This is a genomic window from Streptomyces sp. 1-11 (genome assembly GCF_007176755.1).
In the GTDB taxonomy this organism is placed as follows: domain Bacteria; phylum Actinomycetota; class Actinomycetes; order Streptomycetales; family Streptomycetaceae; genus Streptomyces.
This window is the reverse complement of sequence record NZ_BJTV01000016.1, coordinates 25631-41607: the sequence shown is the minus strand read 5'-3', so window position 1 is coordinate 41607 and position 15977 is coordinate 25631. Positions and strand designations below refer to the sequence as shown.

Sequence of the window (15977 nt, the reverse complement as noted above, 5' to 3'; positions counted from 1 at the left end):
CGTAGAAGTTGGGGGGACGACTGTTCACTCGGTTCTACGCGTGTCACAGAGGGCCACGAGTCCCACACGCTGCCGTTCCACCCTCGTCCCGGCGCCCAGTCACGTCCCCGGAGGGATTCCCTTGCCGAGCAGGTCTTCCGCGCGCCTCGCCGCGCTCACCGTCGCCGCCGTCTGCAGCGCGGCGTCCGCCGTCGTCCTCACCTCACCCGCGCACGCCGCCTCGGTGCGCGTCCACGACGTCCAGGGCACCACCCGGATATCCCCGTTCGCGGGGCAGAAGGTCACCGACGTCCCCGGCATCGTCACGGCCATCCGCACCTACGGCTCCTCCAAGGGCTTCTGGCTGCAGGACCCGACGCCGGACGACAACCCGGCCACCAGCGAGGGCGTCTTCGTCTTCACCAGCTCCACGCCGAAGGTCGCGCCCGGCGACTCGGTCACGGTGACCGGCACGGTCTCCGAGTTCGTCCCGGGCGGCGCCTCCTCGGGCAACCAGTCGCTGACGGAGATCACCAAGCCCACGGTGACCACGGTCTCCACCGGCAACGCCGTCCCGGCCCCGGTCGTCGTCGACGAGAACGCGGTGCCGGACGCCTACGCCCCCGCGGGCGACACCGCCGCGGCCGGCTCGGTCAACGGTCTCACCCTGGACCCGTCGAAGTACGCCCTGGACTACTACGAGTCCCTCGAGGGCATGAACGTCCAGGTCGCCGACGCACGGGTGGTCACCGCGACCGACCCGTACAGCGAGCTGTGGGTCACCGTGAAGCCGAACGAGCACCCCAGCCCGCGCGGCGGCACGGTCTACGGCTCCTACGACTCGCAGAACACCGGCCGGCTGCAGATCCAGTCGCTCGGCTCCACCGCCGGCTTCCCGACGGCGAACGTCGGCGACACCCTGGCGGGGACCACCACCGGTCCGCTGGACTTCAACCAGTACGGCGGCTACACGCTGGTCGCGAGCGAGCTGGGCACGCTGAGGAGCGGCGGTCTCGAGCGCGAGACGACGCAGAAGCAGTCGGACCGCGAGCTCGCGGTGGCGACGTACAACGTCGAGAACCTCGACCCGTCGGACGCCACCTTCGACCAGCACGCCGCCGCGATCGTGCACAACCTGCAGTCGCCGGACATCGTGTCCCTGGAGGAGATCCAGGACAACAACGGCGCCAAGGACGACGGCACGGTCGACGCGAGCGAGACCGTGAACAAGCTGATCGACGCGATCGTCGCGGCGGGCGGCCCGAAGTACGAGTGGCGTTCCATCGACCCGGTCAACGACCAGGACGGCGGCGAGCCCGGCGGCAACATCCGCCAGGCGTTCCTGTTCAACCCGGAGCGGGTGTCCTTCACGGACCGCGCCGGCGGCGACTCCACCACCGCGGTGGGCGTCACCAAGGTGCGCGGCAAGGCGCAGCTCACCGCCTCCCCCGGCCGGGTCGACCCGGCGAACGCGGCCTGGGCGAACAGCCGCAAGCCGCTGGCCGGCGAGTTCGTCTTCCACGGCAAGACGGTCTTCGTGATCGCCAACCACCTGAACTCCAAGGGCGGCGACCAGGGTCTGGCGTCCCAGTACCAGCCGCCGGTGCGCAGTTCGGAGATCCAGCGTCACGCGCAGGCGACGGTGGTGAACGCCTTCGTCAAGGACATCCTGTCGGTGCAGAAGAACGCGAACGTCATCGCGCTCGGCGACATGAACGACTTCGAGTTCTCCGGCACCGCCCGGATCCTCGAGGGCGACGGCGAGCTGTGGTCGGCGATCAAGTCGCTGCCGAAGAGCGAGCGGTACACCTACGACTACCAGGGCAACCAGCAGATCCTGGACCAGATCCTGGTGAGCCCGGCGATCCGGCGCGACTGCGGCCTCGAGTACGACAGCGTGCACATCAACTCGGAGTTCAGCGACCAGATCAGCGACCACGACCCGCAGGTGCTGCGGTTCCGCCCGTAACCGTCCAGGCGGTTCAGGACTGGCCGAACACGCCGTTCAGCCAGTCCTGCCAGGCGGCCCCATGCGCCCGGCCGTCGGCGCCGGGCGCGAAGTCGTGGACGCTGACGCCGAGCGGGGCGCCCCAGTGCCCGCGTCCGAAGAACCGGATGAGGGCGCTGTCGGTGCGCAGCCCGATGAAGTACGGGCTGCGGTAGTCGAGCACGCCGTGAAGGGTGTGCCCGCCCGGCCCGCGGGCGCCCACCCCGGTGCCCGCGGCCGCGTCGTCCGCGAGATGGAGGGCGTGGCCGACGGCGGCGAGCGCCCCCGCCGTCGCCGAGGCCGCGGGCCCCTCGGCCCGGGCGAAGGCCGCCGGGCGGGGCGCGAAGTGGGTCAGGTACTCGCACAGCGTGTGCAGGTAGAAGTTGGTGTGCTTGCTCGCGGCGTCGTACCGCTTGTTCCAGTCGTCGGTGAAGACGCCGCTGTGCACATGGCGCACCCGGGCGCGACGGCCCTCGTCGAGGGGTTCGACGGTGTGGTCGAGCCGGTCGAGCGACTGGCCGGGCCTGCCCGCGTCCTCGCTGCGGATGGTGTAGCGGCGGGGCGGGTACCAGGCGGTGACGGTGGAGCCGAAGGGTCCCCGGCCGCCCTTCCGGGGCTCGGGCGGGTCCATGGGCCACAGATAGCCGGCCGTCCCGGTGGTGAGGGCCGCCCAGACCCGCTCCGGCGGCACGCCGACCTCGAACTCGCGGACGATCTCGAACTCCTCGGGCACGGCGGGGCTCCTGCTCGGCTTTCGGGGGTGGGCCGGTCCTTGCGTCCGGTCCTCGCGCCGCTCCAGTGTCCCCGATCGAGGTCGCCCGACGCGCGACCGCCCTCGCACCGAGGACCGTCTCCGCTCGGGAGGACAGCCGTTCGCGGTGCGAGGGGGATCGGCGGGACCGGTCCGCCGCCGGGCGGCGAGCCGGAGCAGGTCAGCAGCAGCGCCTGTGCTGCCTGCGCCGGACGATGACCGCCGCGACCGCGGCGGCGGTGAGGGCGCCGGCGGCAACGAGCACGGGCCCCGGGTGCCGCCTGCCCGCGTCCCAGGCGCCGCGCAGGGGCGCCGGCAGGCCGCTCGCGGCGTGCGCCGCGCGACCGCGCTGCTCCTGCAGGGCGTGACCGGCGGCCGTGGCCTGCTCCTGCAGGGCGTGACCGGCGTGGCCGGCCCGCTCCTGCAGGGCCCGCCTGGCCGGGGCGGAGCGGTCCTGTACCGCGTGCCGGGCGTGGCTCGACCGGTCCTGTACCGCGTGCCGGGCGTGCGCCGAACGCTCCTGCACCGCGTGCCCGGTCCTGGTCGCCCGCTCCTGCACGGTGTGTCCGGTCCTGGACGCCCGCTCCTGCACGGTGTGCCCGGCCTGTACCGCGCTGGAGCGAAGCTGCACGGTCATGGCGCCGGCCTTGTCCTTCAGGTCGGCGGCGCGCGCCTTGGCCCGGCCCTTCATGTCGGCCTTGCCGACGAGCTGGGCGACGGTGTCGCCGAGCTGGCTGCGGGTCTGCTCGATCTGGTGCCGCAGTTCGTCGGGGCCCTTGGCGCCCGAGCCGTGCGGGTTCTTGTGGCTCATCGGTGTGCCCTTTCCCTGATCACGTCGACGTCCGCCTTCACGCTGCCGAGCGTCACCTCGGGTTTGGGCGGGGTCGCGCGGCGCAACTGGGCCCGGCCGGCCACGGCCAGCAGACCGGCCACCGCGAAGAACGCCACGGCGACGATCAGCGCCGACGCCCACAGCGGCAGCGCGAGGGCGATCGCGGCGGTGGCGGCGCCGGCCAGGACGATCAGTCCGACGTATCCGACGGCGCCCGCGGCACCGAGCAGTCCGCCGCCCTTTCCGGCATGACGCCCCTTCTCCGTGAGTTCCTCCTTGGCGAGGGCGACCTCCTGCCGCAGGAGCCGGGAGAGCTGTTCGGTGGCCCGGCTGACGAGTTCACCCGTGGAAGGGTGCCCGTCGACAGAGGGCCGTGTCTGCGAGGTCACGGTCACGGTGTTCCGCCTCCTCTTCCGTACGGAGCCCCCCGAGTACCCAGGCCCGGATCCGTCACCCCCTCCCCTCCGCCCCCGCACCGGGTGGGCCGAGCCGGGCGAGTTGTGTCTGGAACCAGTCCAGCCGGGCCTGCAACAGGGCCGCCTCGGCCACGAGTTCGGGCACGCCCAGCTCCCCTTCGACCGTCAACCCGGCGTCCGCCGCGGCGGACGGCGCGGCGGCCGCCTCCACCCGCAGGCCATGCCCGGCCAGCCGGGCGAACCCGGGGAGCGGGACGGAGGTACGCGCCCGCACACAGCCGGCGCACGCGGGCGCCAGCGCCTGCCAGCCGGGTCTGCCCCAGCCGGCGTCGGCGAGCGCGACCGCGCCGGCCCCGCAGGAGCACGGGCCCACGGTCGCCGCGCACACCCGTTGCCGGGCGTACCGGAAGCCGCGCTCGAAGCGGATGTAGGCGCCGAGCACGCGGACCTCCAGCAGGACCGCGGCACGGTGCTCGGCCGTGCACAGCAGGGCCTCGGCGGCCGCGCGGTCGTGCACGCAGTGGAAGCCGCAGTCGCACAGTCGCGCGGGCGCGCGGTGCCGGCGCCCGTAGACGCAGGAGGCGTCGTCGAGCACGCCGTACGGCAGCGCGCCGCCCAGGGACACACCGGTGAACCCGGCCCGAGCGCCGTCCTGCGACAGCACCGGGTGGGCGATCTTGTATCCGGTCGGCGGCTCCGTCGGCCGTTCCGCCGGGAGCCGCAGCCTCATCGGGCCGCGGGCACCTCTTCGCGGGCCGGCTCGGCCGGTGCGGTGCGGGTGGTCCCGGTGCGGTTGGTCTCCCGGGGGAGCTCCGGCTCCTCCTGGTGCGCGACGGGCCGCTCCTCGGCGACTCCGGTGGCCAGTGCCTTGCCGAGCTTCATGGTGCCTCCCATGACCGACGCCAATGACCGTCCTGACTCATAGTGGCCCATCTCGGCCGACTTGGACACAGGACCTCCGGCCACCCTCGCGATTAATCAGCATCACTTACGAATACCCCGTAGAAGATTTAAGTGGAGCTTCACCGACAGGTCGCCGAGACTACCGGTATGACGACCCGACGCAGGCCCTTCGGCCGCACCCTGTGCGCGATGATCACACCGTTCACCGAGGCGGGCACGCTCGACCTGGAGGGGGCCGGGCGGCTGGCGGACCGGCTGGTGACCGAAGGCTGCGACGGGCTGGTGCTGAACGGCACCACGGGCGAGTCGCCGACCACCACGGACGCGGAGAAGGCGGAGCTGATCGCGGCCGTCCGGGACGCGGTCGGCGACCGGGCCACCCTGGTGGCGGGCGTCGGCACGGCGGACACCCGGCACACGGCCGAGGGCGCCCGCGCGGCGGAGAAGGCGGGCGCCGACGGCGTGCTGGTGGTGACGCCGTACTACAGCAGGCCGCCGCAGGAGGCGGTGTCGGCGCACTTCCGGCAGGTCGCCGACGCGAGCGGCCTGCCGGTGATGCTCTACGACATCCCGGGCCGCACCGGCACCCGGATCGAACCGGAGACGATGATCCGGCTCGCCGAACACCCCCGGATCGTCGCGGTCAAGGACTGCTCGTACGACTTCCTCGGCACCCAGAAGGTGCTGGCGGAGACGGAGTTGGCGTACTACGCGGGCTGCGACGAGCACGTGCTCGCCCTGTACGCGGTGGGCGCGGCGGGCTGTGTGAGCACGGTCGCGAACGCGGCGCCCCGGCACATCGCCGCCGTCCTGGACGCCTTCGACGCGGGCGACACGGCCCGCGCGGCCGGACTCCAGCAGCGCCTCATGCCGCTGATCGAGGCGATGACGGCCGCGGGCCTGCCCGGCACGGTCACCGCCAAGGCCCTCCTCACCCGCCTCGGCCTGCCCGCGGGCCCGGTACGCCCACCCCTGCTGCCCGCCGACCGGGAGACGGCGGACGGGCTGCGCGAGGTCTACGACCGACTCGTCGAGGCCTAGAGGCTGGCCGGACTCGCCCGAACTGGGCTGGGGTGGCTAGGGGTGGCCAGGCCAGGCCAGGCCAGGCCCCGGAAATGATCGCGCCTTCTCCCGGCCCCCGCCGTACGGTGACCCCGTGACCCGTCCGTTCCTCTTCCTTGACGTCGACGGACCGCTCAACCCGTACGCGGCCCGGCCGGAGCGCCGTCCCGAGGGCTACACGACGATCAGGGCCGCCGTACGCCCCGGGCACCCGCTACGGGTGTGGCTGAACCCGTCCCACGGCCCGGCGCTGCTGGCGCTCGGCTACGAGCTGTGCTGGGCGACGACCTGGATGGCGGAGGCCAACCGCTGGATCGCGCCGGTCATCGGGCTGCCCGAGCTGCCGTACGTCGACTTCGCCCACTGCCTGTTCGCCGAGCGTCCGGACGGCGTCCACTGGAAGACGGAGGCGATCGTGGCCCACGCGGCGGGCCGCCCCTTCGCCTGGGTGGACGACGAGCAGACCCCCGCGGACACCGCCCACGTGGCGGCCCGCCACCCCGCACCCGCCCTGCAGCACCACGTCGACCCGCGAATAGGCCTGCGCCCGCCCGACTTCACGTTCCTCGCGGACGCCCTCCCCGGACTCGCGGCAGGACTGTAGCCGCCGGCGCGGGCATCGGCAGCACCGCCGGTCGACCCGACCCGCCGCCTCTTTCCCGGCCTGTTCGGGCCAACAGGCCCCTGGTTCGTGAATGCGCCGCAGAACCACGCCTGTGCGATTGCCTTGATCAAGCGTCAAAAAGGGGAGCTCGTCGTAGGGCGAGAGGTGAGGTGTGAGCGCTCGGCCGCGCCCCCGCGCCAGTGTCCGGTTCGTAATGCCGCCACCCGACTGCCCTGGACATGCACTCGCTAGCGCTGATCTGGCTATGAATGGAGCCCGGATGTCATTGACATCCGGGCTCCATGTCGTCAGCTCAGACAGGAAGCAGCAGCCCGGCTGCGGACCCTTCTGCGACCGCCGCGGCCACCATCAAGACGGCCTCAAAGGACTTTCGCATTCTGCTCATGGTGCTCTCCCTTCGCGAAGCGTGGACAGTTCCGTTACCTGACGTGATGGTGCCTAGGACCAGTGCAACGAACCTCAGTGCCAACGCGGCCGAAGCGAGTACGAGGAAGGACGCAAGGGGAGTCGAACCCCAAACTCCTGCCCCTAGTCTCAACTGACGACACGTCAATCATACAGTGCCGTGATGGTGAACTGCCGCCCCAGCCGCGGAACCCATGCCAGGTGCGGCACCCGCGCGTGTCTCAGGACTCTCCAGCCCGGCAAGAACACGGGAGCGCGCAACAGGGTTCCGGCCGGCGGGCGGAACGGCCCTCCCACGCCGTTCTCCGGTCGTGGAAGGGCGCTCAGCGGTGACCGCAGCGCCGGCCGTTCAGTTGTGGCTGTGCAGGATGTCGTTCAGGCCGCCCCAGACCGCGTTGTTCGGGCGGGCCTCGACCGCGCCGGTGACCGAGTTGCGGCGGAAGAGGATGTTGGAGGCGCCGTTGAGCTCGCGGGCCTTGACGATCTGGCCGTCGGGCATGGTGACGCGGGTGCCGGCGGTGACGTACAGCCCGGCCTCCACCACGCACTCGTCGCCGAGCGCGATGCCGACGCCCGCCTCGGCGCCGACCAGGCAGCGCTCGCCGATGGAGATGATCACGTTGCCGCCGCCGGACAGCGTGCCCATGGTGGAGGCGCCGCCGCCGATGTCGGAGCCGTCGCCGACCACGACGCCCGCGGAGATACGGCCCTCGACCATGGAGGTGCCGAGGGTGCCGGCGTTGAAGTTGACGAAGCCCTCGTGCATGACCGTGGTGCCCGCGGAGAGGTGGGCGCCGAGGCGGACCCGGTCGGCGTCGGCGATGCGCACGCCCTTCGGGGCGACGTAGTCCGTCATGCGCGGGAACTTGTCGACCGAGGTGACCTGGAGGTGCAGGCCCTCGGCGCGGGCGTTCAGCCGCACCTTCTCGATGTCGTCCACGGCGACCGGGCCGAGCGAGGTCCAGGCGACGTTGGCGAGGTGACCGAAGATGCCGTCCAGGTTCTGGCCGTGCGGCTTGACCAGGCGGTGGGAGAGCAGGTGCAGGCGCAGGTAGACGTCGTGCGCGTCGAGAGGCTTCTCGTCCAGCGAGGCGATGACCGTACGGACCGCGACCACCTCGACGCCCCGGCGGGCGTCCGGGCCGGTCGCCGCGGTCGCACCGCCGCCGAGCAGCTCCGCGGCCCGCTCGGCGGACAGCCGCTCGGTACCGGCCGGGCCGGGGTCCTCGACCAGCTCGGGGGCCGGGAACCAGGTGTCGAGGACGGTGCCGTCGGAGGCGATGGTGGCGAGGCCGGCGGCCACGGCACCGGTGGTGCGGGAAGCAGTCGTGTCGGTCATGTGGCAAAACCTAACGTGGACGGGGGCGCCGGAGCGAACCGTGTCTCATGTGCCGGGCGCGGCCTCAGCGGATCAGCCGGGCGAGCGCGGTGCGCGCGTGCTCCTCGTCGTAGGAACCGCCGGTGAGCAGGACCTGGAGGCAGATGCCGTCCATCAGCGCGAGCAGCGCCCGCGCCGTGTCCGGATCGGTGCGCCCGGCCAGCCGCGCGGCCGTCCGGCGCGTCCAGTCCGCGGCGACGGGACGCAGGGCGGGGCGTCTGAGCGCGGCGAGGTACAGCTCGTACTCCAGCTCCGCCCCGGGCCGATCGGCTCCCAGCCACTCGCCGAGGACGCGGGCGAGGCCCGCCGCGAGGTCGGCGTCCGGGTCCGCGAGGATCCCGTCGGCGTCGAGCACGTCGCCGAACCCCTCGCTGGCCTGTTCCAGAGCGGCCACCAGGAGGTCGTCGAGGGTGGCGAAATGGTAGGTCGTGGAACCGAGCGGGACGTCCGCCTCGGCGGCGGCCGTGCGGTGGCTGAGCCCGGCGATGCCCTTCTCCCCCACCACCCGCAGCGCCGCGTCGATGATGCGCTGGCGCCGGCCGGGGTCGTGACGGCGGGGCATCAGTGCGCACCGCCCAGGTTGAGGACCACCACGCCGGAGACGATCAGGAGTATCCCGGCCACCTTGGCGGTGCTCAGCCCCTCCCCGAACAGCGTCAGGCCGATGACGGCGATGGTCGCGGTCCCGGCGCCCGACCAGATCGCGTACGCCGTGCCGATGGACACGGTGCGCAGGGTCCGGGCGAGCAGCGCGAAGGCGACGACGTAGCCCAGTGCCGTCACCAGGGACGGCAGCGGCCTGCTGAACCCCTCGCTGTACTTCATCGCCGTCGTCGCGGCGACTTCGGCGGCGATGGCGCCGGCGAGCCACAGATATCCCATGTGTACGAGCGTACACATCGGCCCCGCCGCCCGGCCCCGGACATACGGAAGGGGGCCGCGGCACACGGCCGCGGCCCCCTTCGCGAGGCGCTGCGTCAGACGTTGAAGCCGAGCGCGCGAAGCTGCTCGCGCCCGTCGTCCGTGATCTTGTCGGGGCCCCACGGCGGCATCCAGACCCAGTTGATGCGCAACTCACTGACCAGGCCGTCCGTGGCGGACTTGGCCTGGTCCTCGATGACGTCCGTCAGCGGGCAGGCCGCGGACGTCAGGGTCATGTCGATGGTCGCGATGTTCGCGTCGTCGACGTGGATGCCGTAGATCAGGCCCAGGTTGACGACGTCGATACCCAGCTCGGGGTCGACCACGTCCATCAGGGCCTCGCGAAGCTCCTCCTCAGAGGCGGGCTTCATCTCCACGGTGTCGCTCATGCGGTCTTCCTTTCGGCGTCGGCGCCGTCCAGCGCCTGGGCCGTCGCGTCCTTCCACGCCATCCAGCTCAGGAGGGCGCACTTGACCCGGGCCGGGTACTTGGAGACGCCGGCGAACGCGACCGCGTCCTCCAGCACCTCCTCCATGGCGTCGTCCGGCTCGATCCTGCCCTTGGACTGCATCAGCTCCAGGAAGGTCTCCTGGATCTTCTGCGCGTCGGACAGGTCCTTGCCGACCAGCAGCTCGTTCAGCACGGAGGCGGAGGCCTGGCTGATCGAACAGCCCTGGCCCTCGTAACTGACGTCCTCGATCGTCGTGCCGTCGTACTTCACTCGGAGGGTGATCTCGTCGCCGCACGTCGGGTTCACGTGGTGCACCTCGGCGTCGCCATCCCGCAAGCCCCGCCCGTGCGGGTTCTTGTAGTGGTCCAGGATGACTTCCTGGTACATCGAGTCCAGCTTCATGCGATCCGCTCGTCCCTGTCAGCCGAAGAAGTTCCGTACGTGCTCCAGGCCGTCGACCAGAGCGTCGATCTCCGCCGGCGTGGAGTACAGATAGAACGACGCTCGCGTGGTCGCGGGAATTCCGTAGCGCAGGCAGACGGGCCGCGCGCAGTGGTGGCCCACGCGTACCGCGATGCCCTGCTCGTCGAGGACCTGGCCCACGTCGTGCGGGTGGATGTCGCCCAGCGTGAACGAGATCGCGGCGCCCCGGTCCTCGGCCGTGGTCGGGCCGATGATCCTGAGGTCCGGCACCTCGGCGAGCCGCTTCACCGCGTACTCGGTGAGCGCGTGCTCGTGGGCGAGGATCTTGTCCATGCCGATGGAGTTCAGGTAGTCGATGGCCGCGCCGAGACCGACCGCCTGGGCGATCGGCGGCGTGCCTGCCTCGAACTTGTGCGGCGCCGGGGCGTAGGTCGAGGAGTGCATCGACACCGTCTCGATCATCTCGCCGCCGCCGAGGAACGGAGGCAGGTCCTCCAGCAGCTCCTGGCGGCCCCAGAGCACACCGATGCCGGTCGGGCCGCACATCTTGTGGCCGGTGAAGGCCACGAAGTCGGCCTGGAGGGCCTGGACGTCCAGCGGCATGTGCGGCGCGGCCTGCGAGGCGTCGACGCAGACCAGCGCGCCCACCTCCTGGGCGCGGCGGACTATCGCCTCGACCGGGTTGACCGTGCCCAGGATGTTGGACACCAGCACGAAGGAGACGATCTTCGTCTTCTCGGTGATGACCTCGTCGATGTTGGACAGGTCGAGCCGGCCGTCGTCGGTGAGGCCGAACCACTTCAGCTTCGCGCCCGTGCGCTGCGCCAGCAGCTGCCACGGCACGATGTTGGAGTGGTGCTCCATCTCCGTGATGACGATCTCGGTCTCGTGGTCCACCCGGTAGGGGTCGTCGGCCCAGCCCAGCATGTTCGCCACGAGGTTCAGCGACTCGGAGGCGTTCTTGGTGAAGATCACCTCGTCACGGCTGGGCGCGTTGACGAACTCGGCGACCTTGTCGCGCGCGCCCTCGTACAGCGCCGTGGCCTCCTCGGCGAGCACATGCACACCGCGGTGGACGTTGGCGTTGTAGCGCTCGTAGTACTCGCTCAGGGCGTCCAGTACCTGGCGCGGCTTCTGGGAGGTCGCCGCGTTGTCCAGGTACACGAGCTTCCGGCCGTCGTGGACCGCGCGGTCCAGGATGGGGAAGTCCTTGCGGATCGCCTCGGTGTCGAGGAGGCCCGGCAGTTGCGTCACGCGGATGCGCCACCCTTCGTGTAAGCCTCGTAGCCCTCTTCCTCCAGCTTGTCGGCGAGCTCGGCGCCGCCGGACTCCACGATCCGGCCGGCGGAGAAGACGTGGACGAAGTCGGGCTTGATGTAGCGCAGGATGCGCGTGTAGTGCGTGATCAGCAGGGTGCCGACCTCGCCGGTCTCCCGGACGCGGTTGACGCCCTCGGAGACGATGCGGAGGGCGTCGACGTCCAGACCGGAGTCCGTCTCGTCAAGGATCGCGACCTTCGGCTTGAGCAGCTCGAGCTGGAGGATCTCGTGGCGCTTCTTCTCACCGCCGGAGAAGCCCTCGTTGACGTTGCGCTCGGCGAAGGCCGGGTCCATGTTGAGGCGCTCCATGGCCTCCTTGACCTCCTTCACCCAGTGGCGCAGCTTCGGGGCCTCGCCGCGGACCGCGGTGGCGGAGGTGCGCAGGAAGTTGGAGACCGAGACGCCGGGGACCTCGACCGGGTACTGCATCGCCAGGAACAGGCCCGCGCGGGCGCGCTCGTCGACGGACATCTCCAGGACGTCCTCGCCGTCGAGCAGCACGGTGCCGCTGGTGATCGTGTACTTCGGGTGACCCGCGAGCGAGTAGGCGAGCGTCGACTTGCCCGAGCCGTTGGGGCCCATGATGGCGTGCGTCTCGCCCTGCTTCACGGTCAGGTCGACGCCCTTGAGGATCTCCTTCGTGGCGTTGTCGGCCTCGACGGTGACGTGCAGGTCTCGGATTTCAAGCGTTGCCATGGGTGCCTCAGGACTCCTGGGTGAGGGAGACGAGAACGTCGTCCCCTTCGATCTTTACGGGGTAAACGGGGACGGGGCGCGTCGCGGGAAGGCCGGACGGCTTGCCGGTGCGCAGGTCGAAGGAGGAACCGTGCAGCCAGCACTCGATCTGGCAGTCCTCCACCTCGCCCTCGGAGAGGGAGACGTTCGCGTGCGAACAGATGTCATGGATGGCGAACACCTCGCCCTCGGTCTTCACGACCGAGACCGGCGTGCCGTCGAGTTCCACCCGCTTCGGGGTGTCCTCTTCCAGCTCACTCAGCCCACAGGCGCGTACGAACGACGTCATGCGACCGAGGCCTCCAGCTCGTCCTCGATCTTGGCGAGCAGGCGCTCCTCGATGTCGGCGACACCGATCTGCTGGACCAGCTCGGCGAAGAAGCCGCGGACCACCAGGCGGCGGGCGTCCTGCTCGGGGATGCCGCGGGCCATCAGGTAGAAGAGCTGCTCGTCGTCGAAGCGGCCGGTGGCGGAGGCGTGTCCGGCGCCGACGATCTCGCCGGTCTCGATCTCCAGGTTCGGCACCGAGTCGACGCGCGCGCCGTCCGTGAGGACGAGGTTGCGGTTCATCTCGTAGGTGTCGGTGCCCTCGGCGGCGGCCTCGATGAGCACGTCGCCGATCCAGACCGCGTGCGCGTCCTCGCCCTGGAGCGCGCCCTTGTAGACGACGTTGGACTTGCAGTGCGGGGTGTTGTGGGTGACCAGCAGGCGGTGCTCCTGGTGCTGCCCGGAGTCGGTGAAGTACACGCCCAGCAGCTCGGCCTCGCCGCCGGGACCGGCGTACTCCACACGCGGGTGCAGCCGGACCACGTCGCCGCCGAAGGTGACGACGACGGACTTGAAGGAGGCGTCCCGGCCGATCAGCGCGTTGTGCTGGGCCACGTGGACGGCCTTGTCGTCCCAGTCCTGGACGGAGACGACGGTCAGCTTGGCGCCGTCGCCCAGGAGGTAGTCGACGTTGGCCGCGAGGACCGCGTCACCGGTGTGGTCGATGACCACGACGGCCTCGGCGAAGGCGCCCAGCTCGATCACCTGGTGGCCGAAGGCGACCCCGCCCTCGCCCTGCACGGCGATGCGGATCGGCTCGGTGAGCACCGTCTCCTTGGGGACGGTGACCACGCCGGCCTGCTCGAACGCCGAGTACGCCTGGGCGGCGACCCGGTCCACCGGGGTGCCGGCCCTGCCGATCCGCGCGTCGTCGCGGCCGACGGTCTCGACGGTCACGCCCTCGGGGGCCTCGACGGCGACCTTCACGCCCGCGCCGTTGGCGACGGCGGTGCCGTCGTGCAGGCCGCGCAGGCGCTCCAGCGGCGTGAACCGCCACTCCTCCTCGCGGCCGTGCGGGACCGGGAAGTCCGCCACGTCGAAGGACGGGGGCGCGCTCATGCGCGTGGCGACGGTCGACTCGGCGGCCACCGCGATCTGGCCCGCGGTGGTGGAGCCCACGGGGATGTTCTGAGCCTCAGCCATGGCTGTCGGTCTGCTCTCTTCCTACGTCAGAAATTGCTGGCTGCTGTCCGGGACGGGTCTCAGCCGACCGCGCCTTCCATCTGCAGCTCGATCAGCCGGTTGAGCTCGAGGGCGTACTCCATGGGGAGCTCCTTGGCGATCGGCTCGACGAAGCCCCGCACGATCATCGCCATCGCCTCGAACTCGGACAGACCGCGGCTCATCAGGTAGAAGAGCTGGTCCTCGGAGACCTTGGAGACGGTCGCCTCGTGGCCCATGGACACGTCGTCCTCGCGGACGTCCACGTAGGGGTAGGTGTCGGAGCGGGAGATGGTGTCGACCAGCAGCGCGTCGCACAGCACGTTGGACTTGGAGCCCGCGGCGCCCTCGCCGATCTCGACCAGGCCGCGGTAGGAGGTGCGGCCGCCGCCGCGCGCCACCGACTTGGAGACGATGTTGGACGAGGTGTTCGGCGCCATGTGGACCATCTTGGAGCCGGCGTCCTGGTGCTGGCCCTCGCCGGCGAAGGCGATGGACAGGGTCTCGCCCTTGGCGTGCTCGCCCATCAGGTAGACGGCCGGGTACTTCATCGTCACCTTGGAGCCGATGTTGCCGTCGATCCACTCCATGGTCGCGCCCTCGTAGGCCACGGCGCGCTTGGTGACCAGGTTGTAGACGTTGTTCGACCAGTTCTGGATGGTCGTGTAGCGGCAGCGGGCGTTCTTCTTGACGATGATCTCGACGACCGCGCTGTGCAGCGAGTCCGACTTGTAGATCGGGGCCGTGCAGCCCTCGACGTAGTGCACGTAGGCACCCTCGTCGACGATGATCAGGGTCCGCTCGAACTGGCCCATGTTCTCCGTGTTGATGCGGAAGTAGGCCTGGAGCGGGATCTCCACGTGCACGCCCTTCGGCACGTAGATGAAGGAGCCGCCCGACCACACGGCGCTGTTCAGCGAAGCGAACTTGTTGTCGCCGACCGGGATGACCGTGCCGAAGTACTCCTTGAAGAGCTCCGGGTGCTCCTTCAGCGCGGTGTCGGTGTCGAGGAAGATGACGCCCTGCTCCTCCAGGTCCTCACGGATCTGGTGGTAGACGACCTCCGACTCGTACTGGGCCGCGACACCGGCCACGAGGCGCTGCTTCTCCGCCTCCGGGATGCCGAGCTTGTCGTACGTGTTCTTGATGTCCTCGGGCAGGTCCTCCCAGGACTCCGCCTGCTTCTCCGTGGAGCGCACGAAGTACTTGATGTTGTCGAAGTCGATGCCCGACAGGTCCGAGCCCCAGTTCGGCATGGGCTTCTTCTCGAACAGGCGCAGGCCCTTGAGGCGGAGCTTGGTCATCCACTCCGGCTCGCTCTTCTTCGCCGAGATGTCCCGGACCACGTCCTCGTTCAGGCCGCGCTTCGCAGAGGCGCCGGCCACGTCGGAGTCGGCCCAGCCGTATTCGTACTTGCCCAGGCCCTCGAGTTCGGGGTGGGCAGTCTCCGTGGGGAGCGTCATGCGGGGTTCCTCCCGGACGTGCTTGCAGATGCTTGGTGGCTCTGGTGATCGGACTTCGAAATCTTGGGGATGAACGTCGTGCAGACGCCGTCGCCGTGCGCGATGGTCGCCAGCCGCTGCACATGGGTACCCAGCAGCTCGGCGAAGATCTCCGTCTCCGCCTCGCACAGCTGCGGGAACTGCTCCGCCACGTGCGCGACCGGGCAGTGGTGCTGGCAGAGCTGCTCGCCCTGCTGCGGGAGGGGCGCGCTGCGCGCCGCAGCAGCGTACCCGTCCGCGCTCAGGGCCTTGGCCAGTGCCTCGGCGCGCCGGTCGGGGCCGACGCCCTCGATCGCCTCGCGGTACGCCCTCGCCTGCGCGGCGAACCGGGCCCGGGCGAAGGCGGCGACCGCCTCCGGGCCGCCCTCCCGCTCGGCGATCCAGCGCAGCGCCTCGGCGGCGAGCTTGTCGTACGACTGGTCGAAGGCGTCCCGGCCGCAGTCGGTGAGCGCGAACACCTTGGCGGGCCGCCCGCGCGTGCGCGCGCCGTAGACCCGCTGCTCCCGGGCCTCCACGACGTCGTCGGCGACGAGCGCGTCCAGGTGGCGGCGTACGGCGGCCTGGGTCAGACCCAGCCGTCCGGCCAGCTCGGCGACGGTCGACGGGCCGTGGTCCAGGATGGACCGCGCGACCCGGTTGCGCGTCGAGCGCTCCCCGGTCGCGAGCTCCTCCTGGGGGGTCCCCACCGGGGTCTCCCGAGCCTCGCCGACGTTTTTCACAACGCCATTGTTGCGTAATTCCTCGGGGACTGACAAGCGCCGTCCGGATCACCCTCCGGTGCCCTGCATCACTTAGGCATG

At 70.8% G+C, this 15977-nt stretch carries 19 protein-coding genes; 3 read left to right on the top strand and 16 right to left on the bottom strand.

Annotation, left to right across the window (positions count from 1 at the left end):
• Positions 1–121 precede the first annotated feature (121 nt).
• Complete coding sequence (locus TNCT1_RS28340) at positions 122–1948, top strand: endonuclease/exonuclease/phosphatase family protein (protein ID WP_143637692.1); 1827 nt, start codon at positions 122–124, stop codon at positions 1946–1948.
• A gap of 13 nt (positions 1949–1961) precedes the next feature.
• Here TNCT1_RS28340 and TNCT1_RS28335 read toward each other — a convergent pair whose 3' ends face one another.
• From TNCT1_RS28335 to TNCT1_RS35930, 5 genes are all read right to left on the bottom strand, one after another.
• On the bottom strand, positions 1962–2699 hold the full coding sequence (locus TNCT1_RS28335; RefSeq protein ID WP_143637690.1) for an SRPBCC domain-containing protein: 738 nt from the start codon (positions 2697–2699) through the stop codon (positions 1962–1964).
• Positions 2700–2898: 199 nt separating this feature from the next.
• Positions 2899–3528, bottom strand: a complete 630-nt coding sequence (locus tag TNCT1_RS28330; RefSeq protein WP_143637688.1) for a DUF3618 domain-containing protein — start codon at positions 3526–3528, stop codon at positions 2899–2901.
• Positions 3525–3944, bottom strand: coding sequence for a phage holin family protein (locus tag TNCT1_RS28325; RefSeq protein ID WP_143637686.1), 420 nt, complete (start codon positions 3942–3944; stop codon positions 3525–3527). The genes TNCT1_RS28330 and TNCT1_RS28325 overlap by 4 nt, the downstream gene beginning before the upstream one ends.
• A gap of 55 nt (positions 3945–3999) precedes the next feature.
• Positions 4000–4695 (bottom strand): hypothetical protein, encoded by a 696-nt coding sequence (locus TNCT1_RS28320; RefSeq protein ID WP_143637684.1) that lies wholly within the window; start codon positions 4693–4695, stop codon positions 4000–4002.
• On the bottom strand, positions 4692–4847 hold the full coding sequence (locus TNCT1_RS35930; protein ID WP_174266486.1) for a hypothetical protein: 156 nt from the start codon (positions 4845–4847) through the stop codon (positions 4692–4694). The genes TNCT1_RS28320 and TNCT1_RS35930 overlap by 4 nt, the downstream gene beginning before the upstream one ends.
• A 168-nt stretch (positions 4848–5015) precedes the next feature.
• Between TNCT1_RS35930 and dapA the strand changes: the two genes are divergently transcribed.
• Both dapA and TNCT1_RS28310 read left to right on the top strand, forming a co-directional pair.
• Entirely contained in the window at positions 5016–5909 is an 894-nt protein-coding gene (gene dapA, locus TNCT1_RS28315) for a 4-hydroxy-tetrahydrodipicolinate synthase (protein ID WP_174266485.1), read from the top strand.
• A gap of 115 nt (positions 5910–6024) precedes the next feature.
• Positions 6025–6534 (top strand): hypothetical protein, encoded by a 510-nt coding sequence (locus TNCT1_RS28310; RefSeq protein ID WP_143637680.1) that lies wholly within the window; start codon positions 6025–6027, stop codon positions 6532–6534.
• Between the two features lie 775 nt (positions 6535–7309).
• On the opposite strand, the gene dapD is transcribed toward TNCT1_RS28310, so the two are convergent.
• From dapD to TNCT1_RS28255, 11 genes are all read right to left on the bottom strand, one after another.
• Entirely contained in the window at positions 7310–8299 is a 990-nt protein-coding gene (gene dapD / locus TNCT1_RS28305) for a 2,3,4,5-tetrahydropyridine-2,6-dicarboxylate N-succinyltransferase (RefSeq protein ID WP_143637678.1), read from the bottom strand.
• Positions 8300–8363: 64 nt separating this feature from the next.
• Complete coding sequence (locus TNCT1_RS28300) at positions 8364–8900, bottom strand: TetR/AcrR family transcriptional regulator (protein WP_143637676.1); 537 nt, start codon at positions 8898–8900, stop codon at positions 8364–8366.
• Positions 8900–9220, bottom strand: coding sequence for a multidrug efflux SMR transporter (locus TNCT1_RS28295; RefSeq protein WP_143637674.1), 321 nt, complete (start codon positions 9218–9220; stop codon positions 8900–8902). The genes TNCT1_RS28300 and TNCT1_RS28295 overlap by 1 nt, the downstream gene beginning before the upstream one ends.
• Before the next feature lie 95 nt (positions 9221–9315).
• Entirely contained in the window at positions 9316–9648 is a 333-nt protein-coding gene (locus tag TNCT1_RS28290) for a metal-sulfur cluster assembly factor (RefSeq protein ID WP_143637672.1), read from the bottom strand.
• Positions 9645–10112, bottom strand: a complete 468-nt coding sequence (sufU, locus tag TNCT1_RS28285; protein WP_143637670.1) for a Fe-S cluster assembly sulfur transfer protein SufU — start codon at positions 10110–10112, stop codon at positions 9645–9647. Before sufU ends, TNCT1_RS28290 begins: the two co-directional genes overlap by 4 nt.
• Positions 10113–10130: 18 nt before the next feature.
• Entirely contained in the window at positions 10131–11387 is a 1257-nt protein-coding gene (locus TNCT1_RS28280) for a cysteine desulfurase (protein WP_143637668.1), read from the bottom strand.
• The gene (sufC, locus tag TNCT1_RS28275) at positions 11384–12148 is read right to left on the bottom strand and encodes a Fe-S cluster assembly ATPase SufC (protein WP_143637666.1); all 765 of its coding nucleotides are present in this window, start codon (positions 12146–12148) and stop codon (positions 11384–11386) included. The genes TNCT1_RS28280 and sufC overlap by 4 nt, the downstream gene beginning before the upstream one ends.
• Positions 12149–12155: 7 nt before the next feature.
• Positions 12156–12476 carry a non-heme iron oxygenase ferredoxin subunit gene (locus tag TNCT1_RS28270; RefSeq protein WP_143637664.1) on the bottom strand — a complete coding sequence of 107 codons (321 nt, stop codon included), beginning with the start codon at positions 12474–12476 and terminating at the stop codon, positions 12156–12158.
• On the bottom strand, positions 12473–13657 hold the full coding sequence (gene sufD / locus TNCT1_RS28265; RefSeq protein ID WP_143637662.1) for a Fe-S cluster assembly protein SufD: 1185 nt from the start codon (positions 13655–13657) through the stop codon (positions 12473–12475). The genes TNCT1_RS28270 and sufD overlap by 4 nt, the downstream gene beginning before the upstream one ends.
• 59 nt (positions 13658–13716) lie before the next feature.
• On the bottom strand, positions 13717–15138 hold the full coding sequence (gene sufB, locus TNCT1_RS28260; RefSeq protein WP_143637660.1) for a Fe-S cluster assembly protein SufB: 1422 nt from the start codon (positions 15136–15138) through the stop codon (positions 13717–13719).
• Entirely contained in the window at positions 15135–15896 is a 762-nt protein-coding gene (locus TNCT1_RS28255) for a metalloregulator ArsR/SmtB family transcription factor (RefSeq protein ID WP_143637659.1), read from the bottom strand. The genes sufB and TNCT1_RS28255 overlap by 4 nt, the downstream gene beginning before the upstream one ends.
• Positions 15897–15977 lie beyond the last annotated feature (81 nt).

Coding starts and splice junctions, on each gene's coding strand:
- TNCT1_RS28330 (WP_143637688.1), bottom strand. CDS start 3,528: ATGAGCCACAAGAACCCGCACGGCTCGGGCGCCAAGGGCCCCGACGAA.
- TNCT1_RS28320 (WP_143637684.1), bottom strand. CDS start 4,695: ATGAGGCTGCGGCTCCCGGCGGAACGGCCGACGGAGCCGCCGACCGGA.
- TNCT1_RS35930 (WP_174266486.1), bottom strand. CDS start 4,847: ATGAAGCTCGGCAAGGCACTGGCCACCGGAGTCGCCGAGGAGCGGCCC.
- dapA (WP_174266485.1), top strand. CDS start 5,016: ATGACGACCCGACGCAGGCCCTTCGGCCGCACCCTGTGCGCGATGATC.
- dapD (WP_143637678.1), bottom strand. CDS start 8,299: ATGACCGACACGACTGCTTCCCGCACCACCGGTGCCGTGGCCGCCGGC.
- TNCT1_RS28300 (WP_143637676.1), bottom strand. CDS start 8,900: ATGCCCCGCCGTCACGACCCCGGCCGGCGCCAGCGCATCATCGACGCG.
- TNCT1_RS28295 (WP_143637674.1), bottom strand. CDS start 9,220: ATGGGATATCTGTGGCTCGCCGGCGCCATCGCCGCCGAAGTCGCCGCG.
- TNCT1_RS28290 (WP_143637672.1), bottom strand. CDS start 9,648: ATGAGCGACACCGTGGAGATGAAGCCCGCCTCTGAGGAGGAGCTTCGC.
- sufU (WP_143637670.1), bottom strand. CDS start 10,112: ATGAAGCTGGACTCGATGTACCAGGAAGTCATCCTGGACCACTACAAG.
- sufC (WP_143637666.1), bottom strand. CDS start 12,148: ATGGCAACGCTTGAAATCCGAGACCTGCACGTCACCGTCGAGGCCGAC.
- TNCT1_RS28270 (WP_143637664.1), bottom strand. CDS start 12,476: ATGACGTCGTTCGTACGCGCCTGTGGGCTGAGTGAGCTGGAAGAGGAC.
- sufD (WP_143637662.1), bottom strand. CDS start 13,657: ATGGCTGAGGCTCAGAACATCCCCGTGGGCTCCACCACCGCGGGCCAG.
- sufB (WP_143637660.1), bottom strand. CDS start 15,138: ATGACGCTCCCCACGGAGACTGCCCACCCCGAACTCGAGGGCCTGGGC.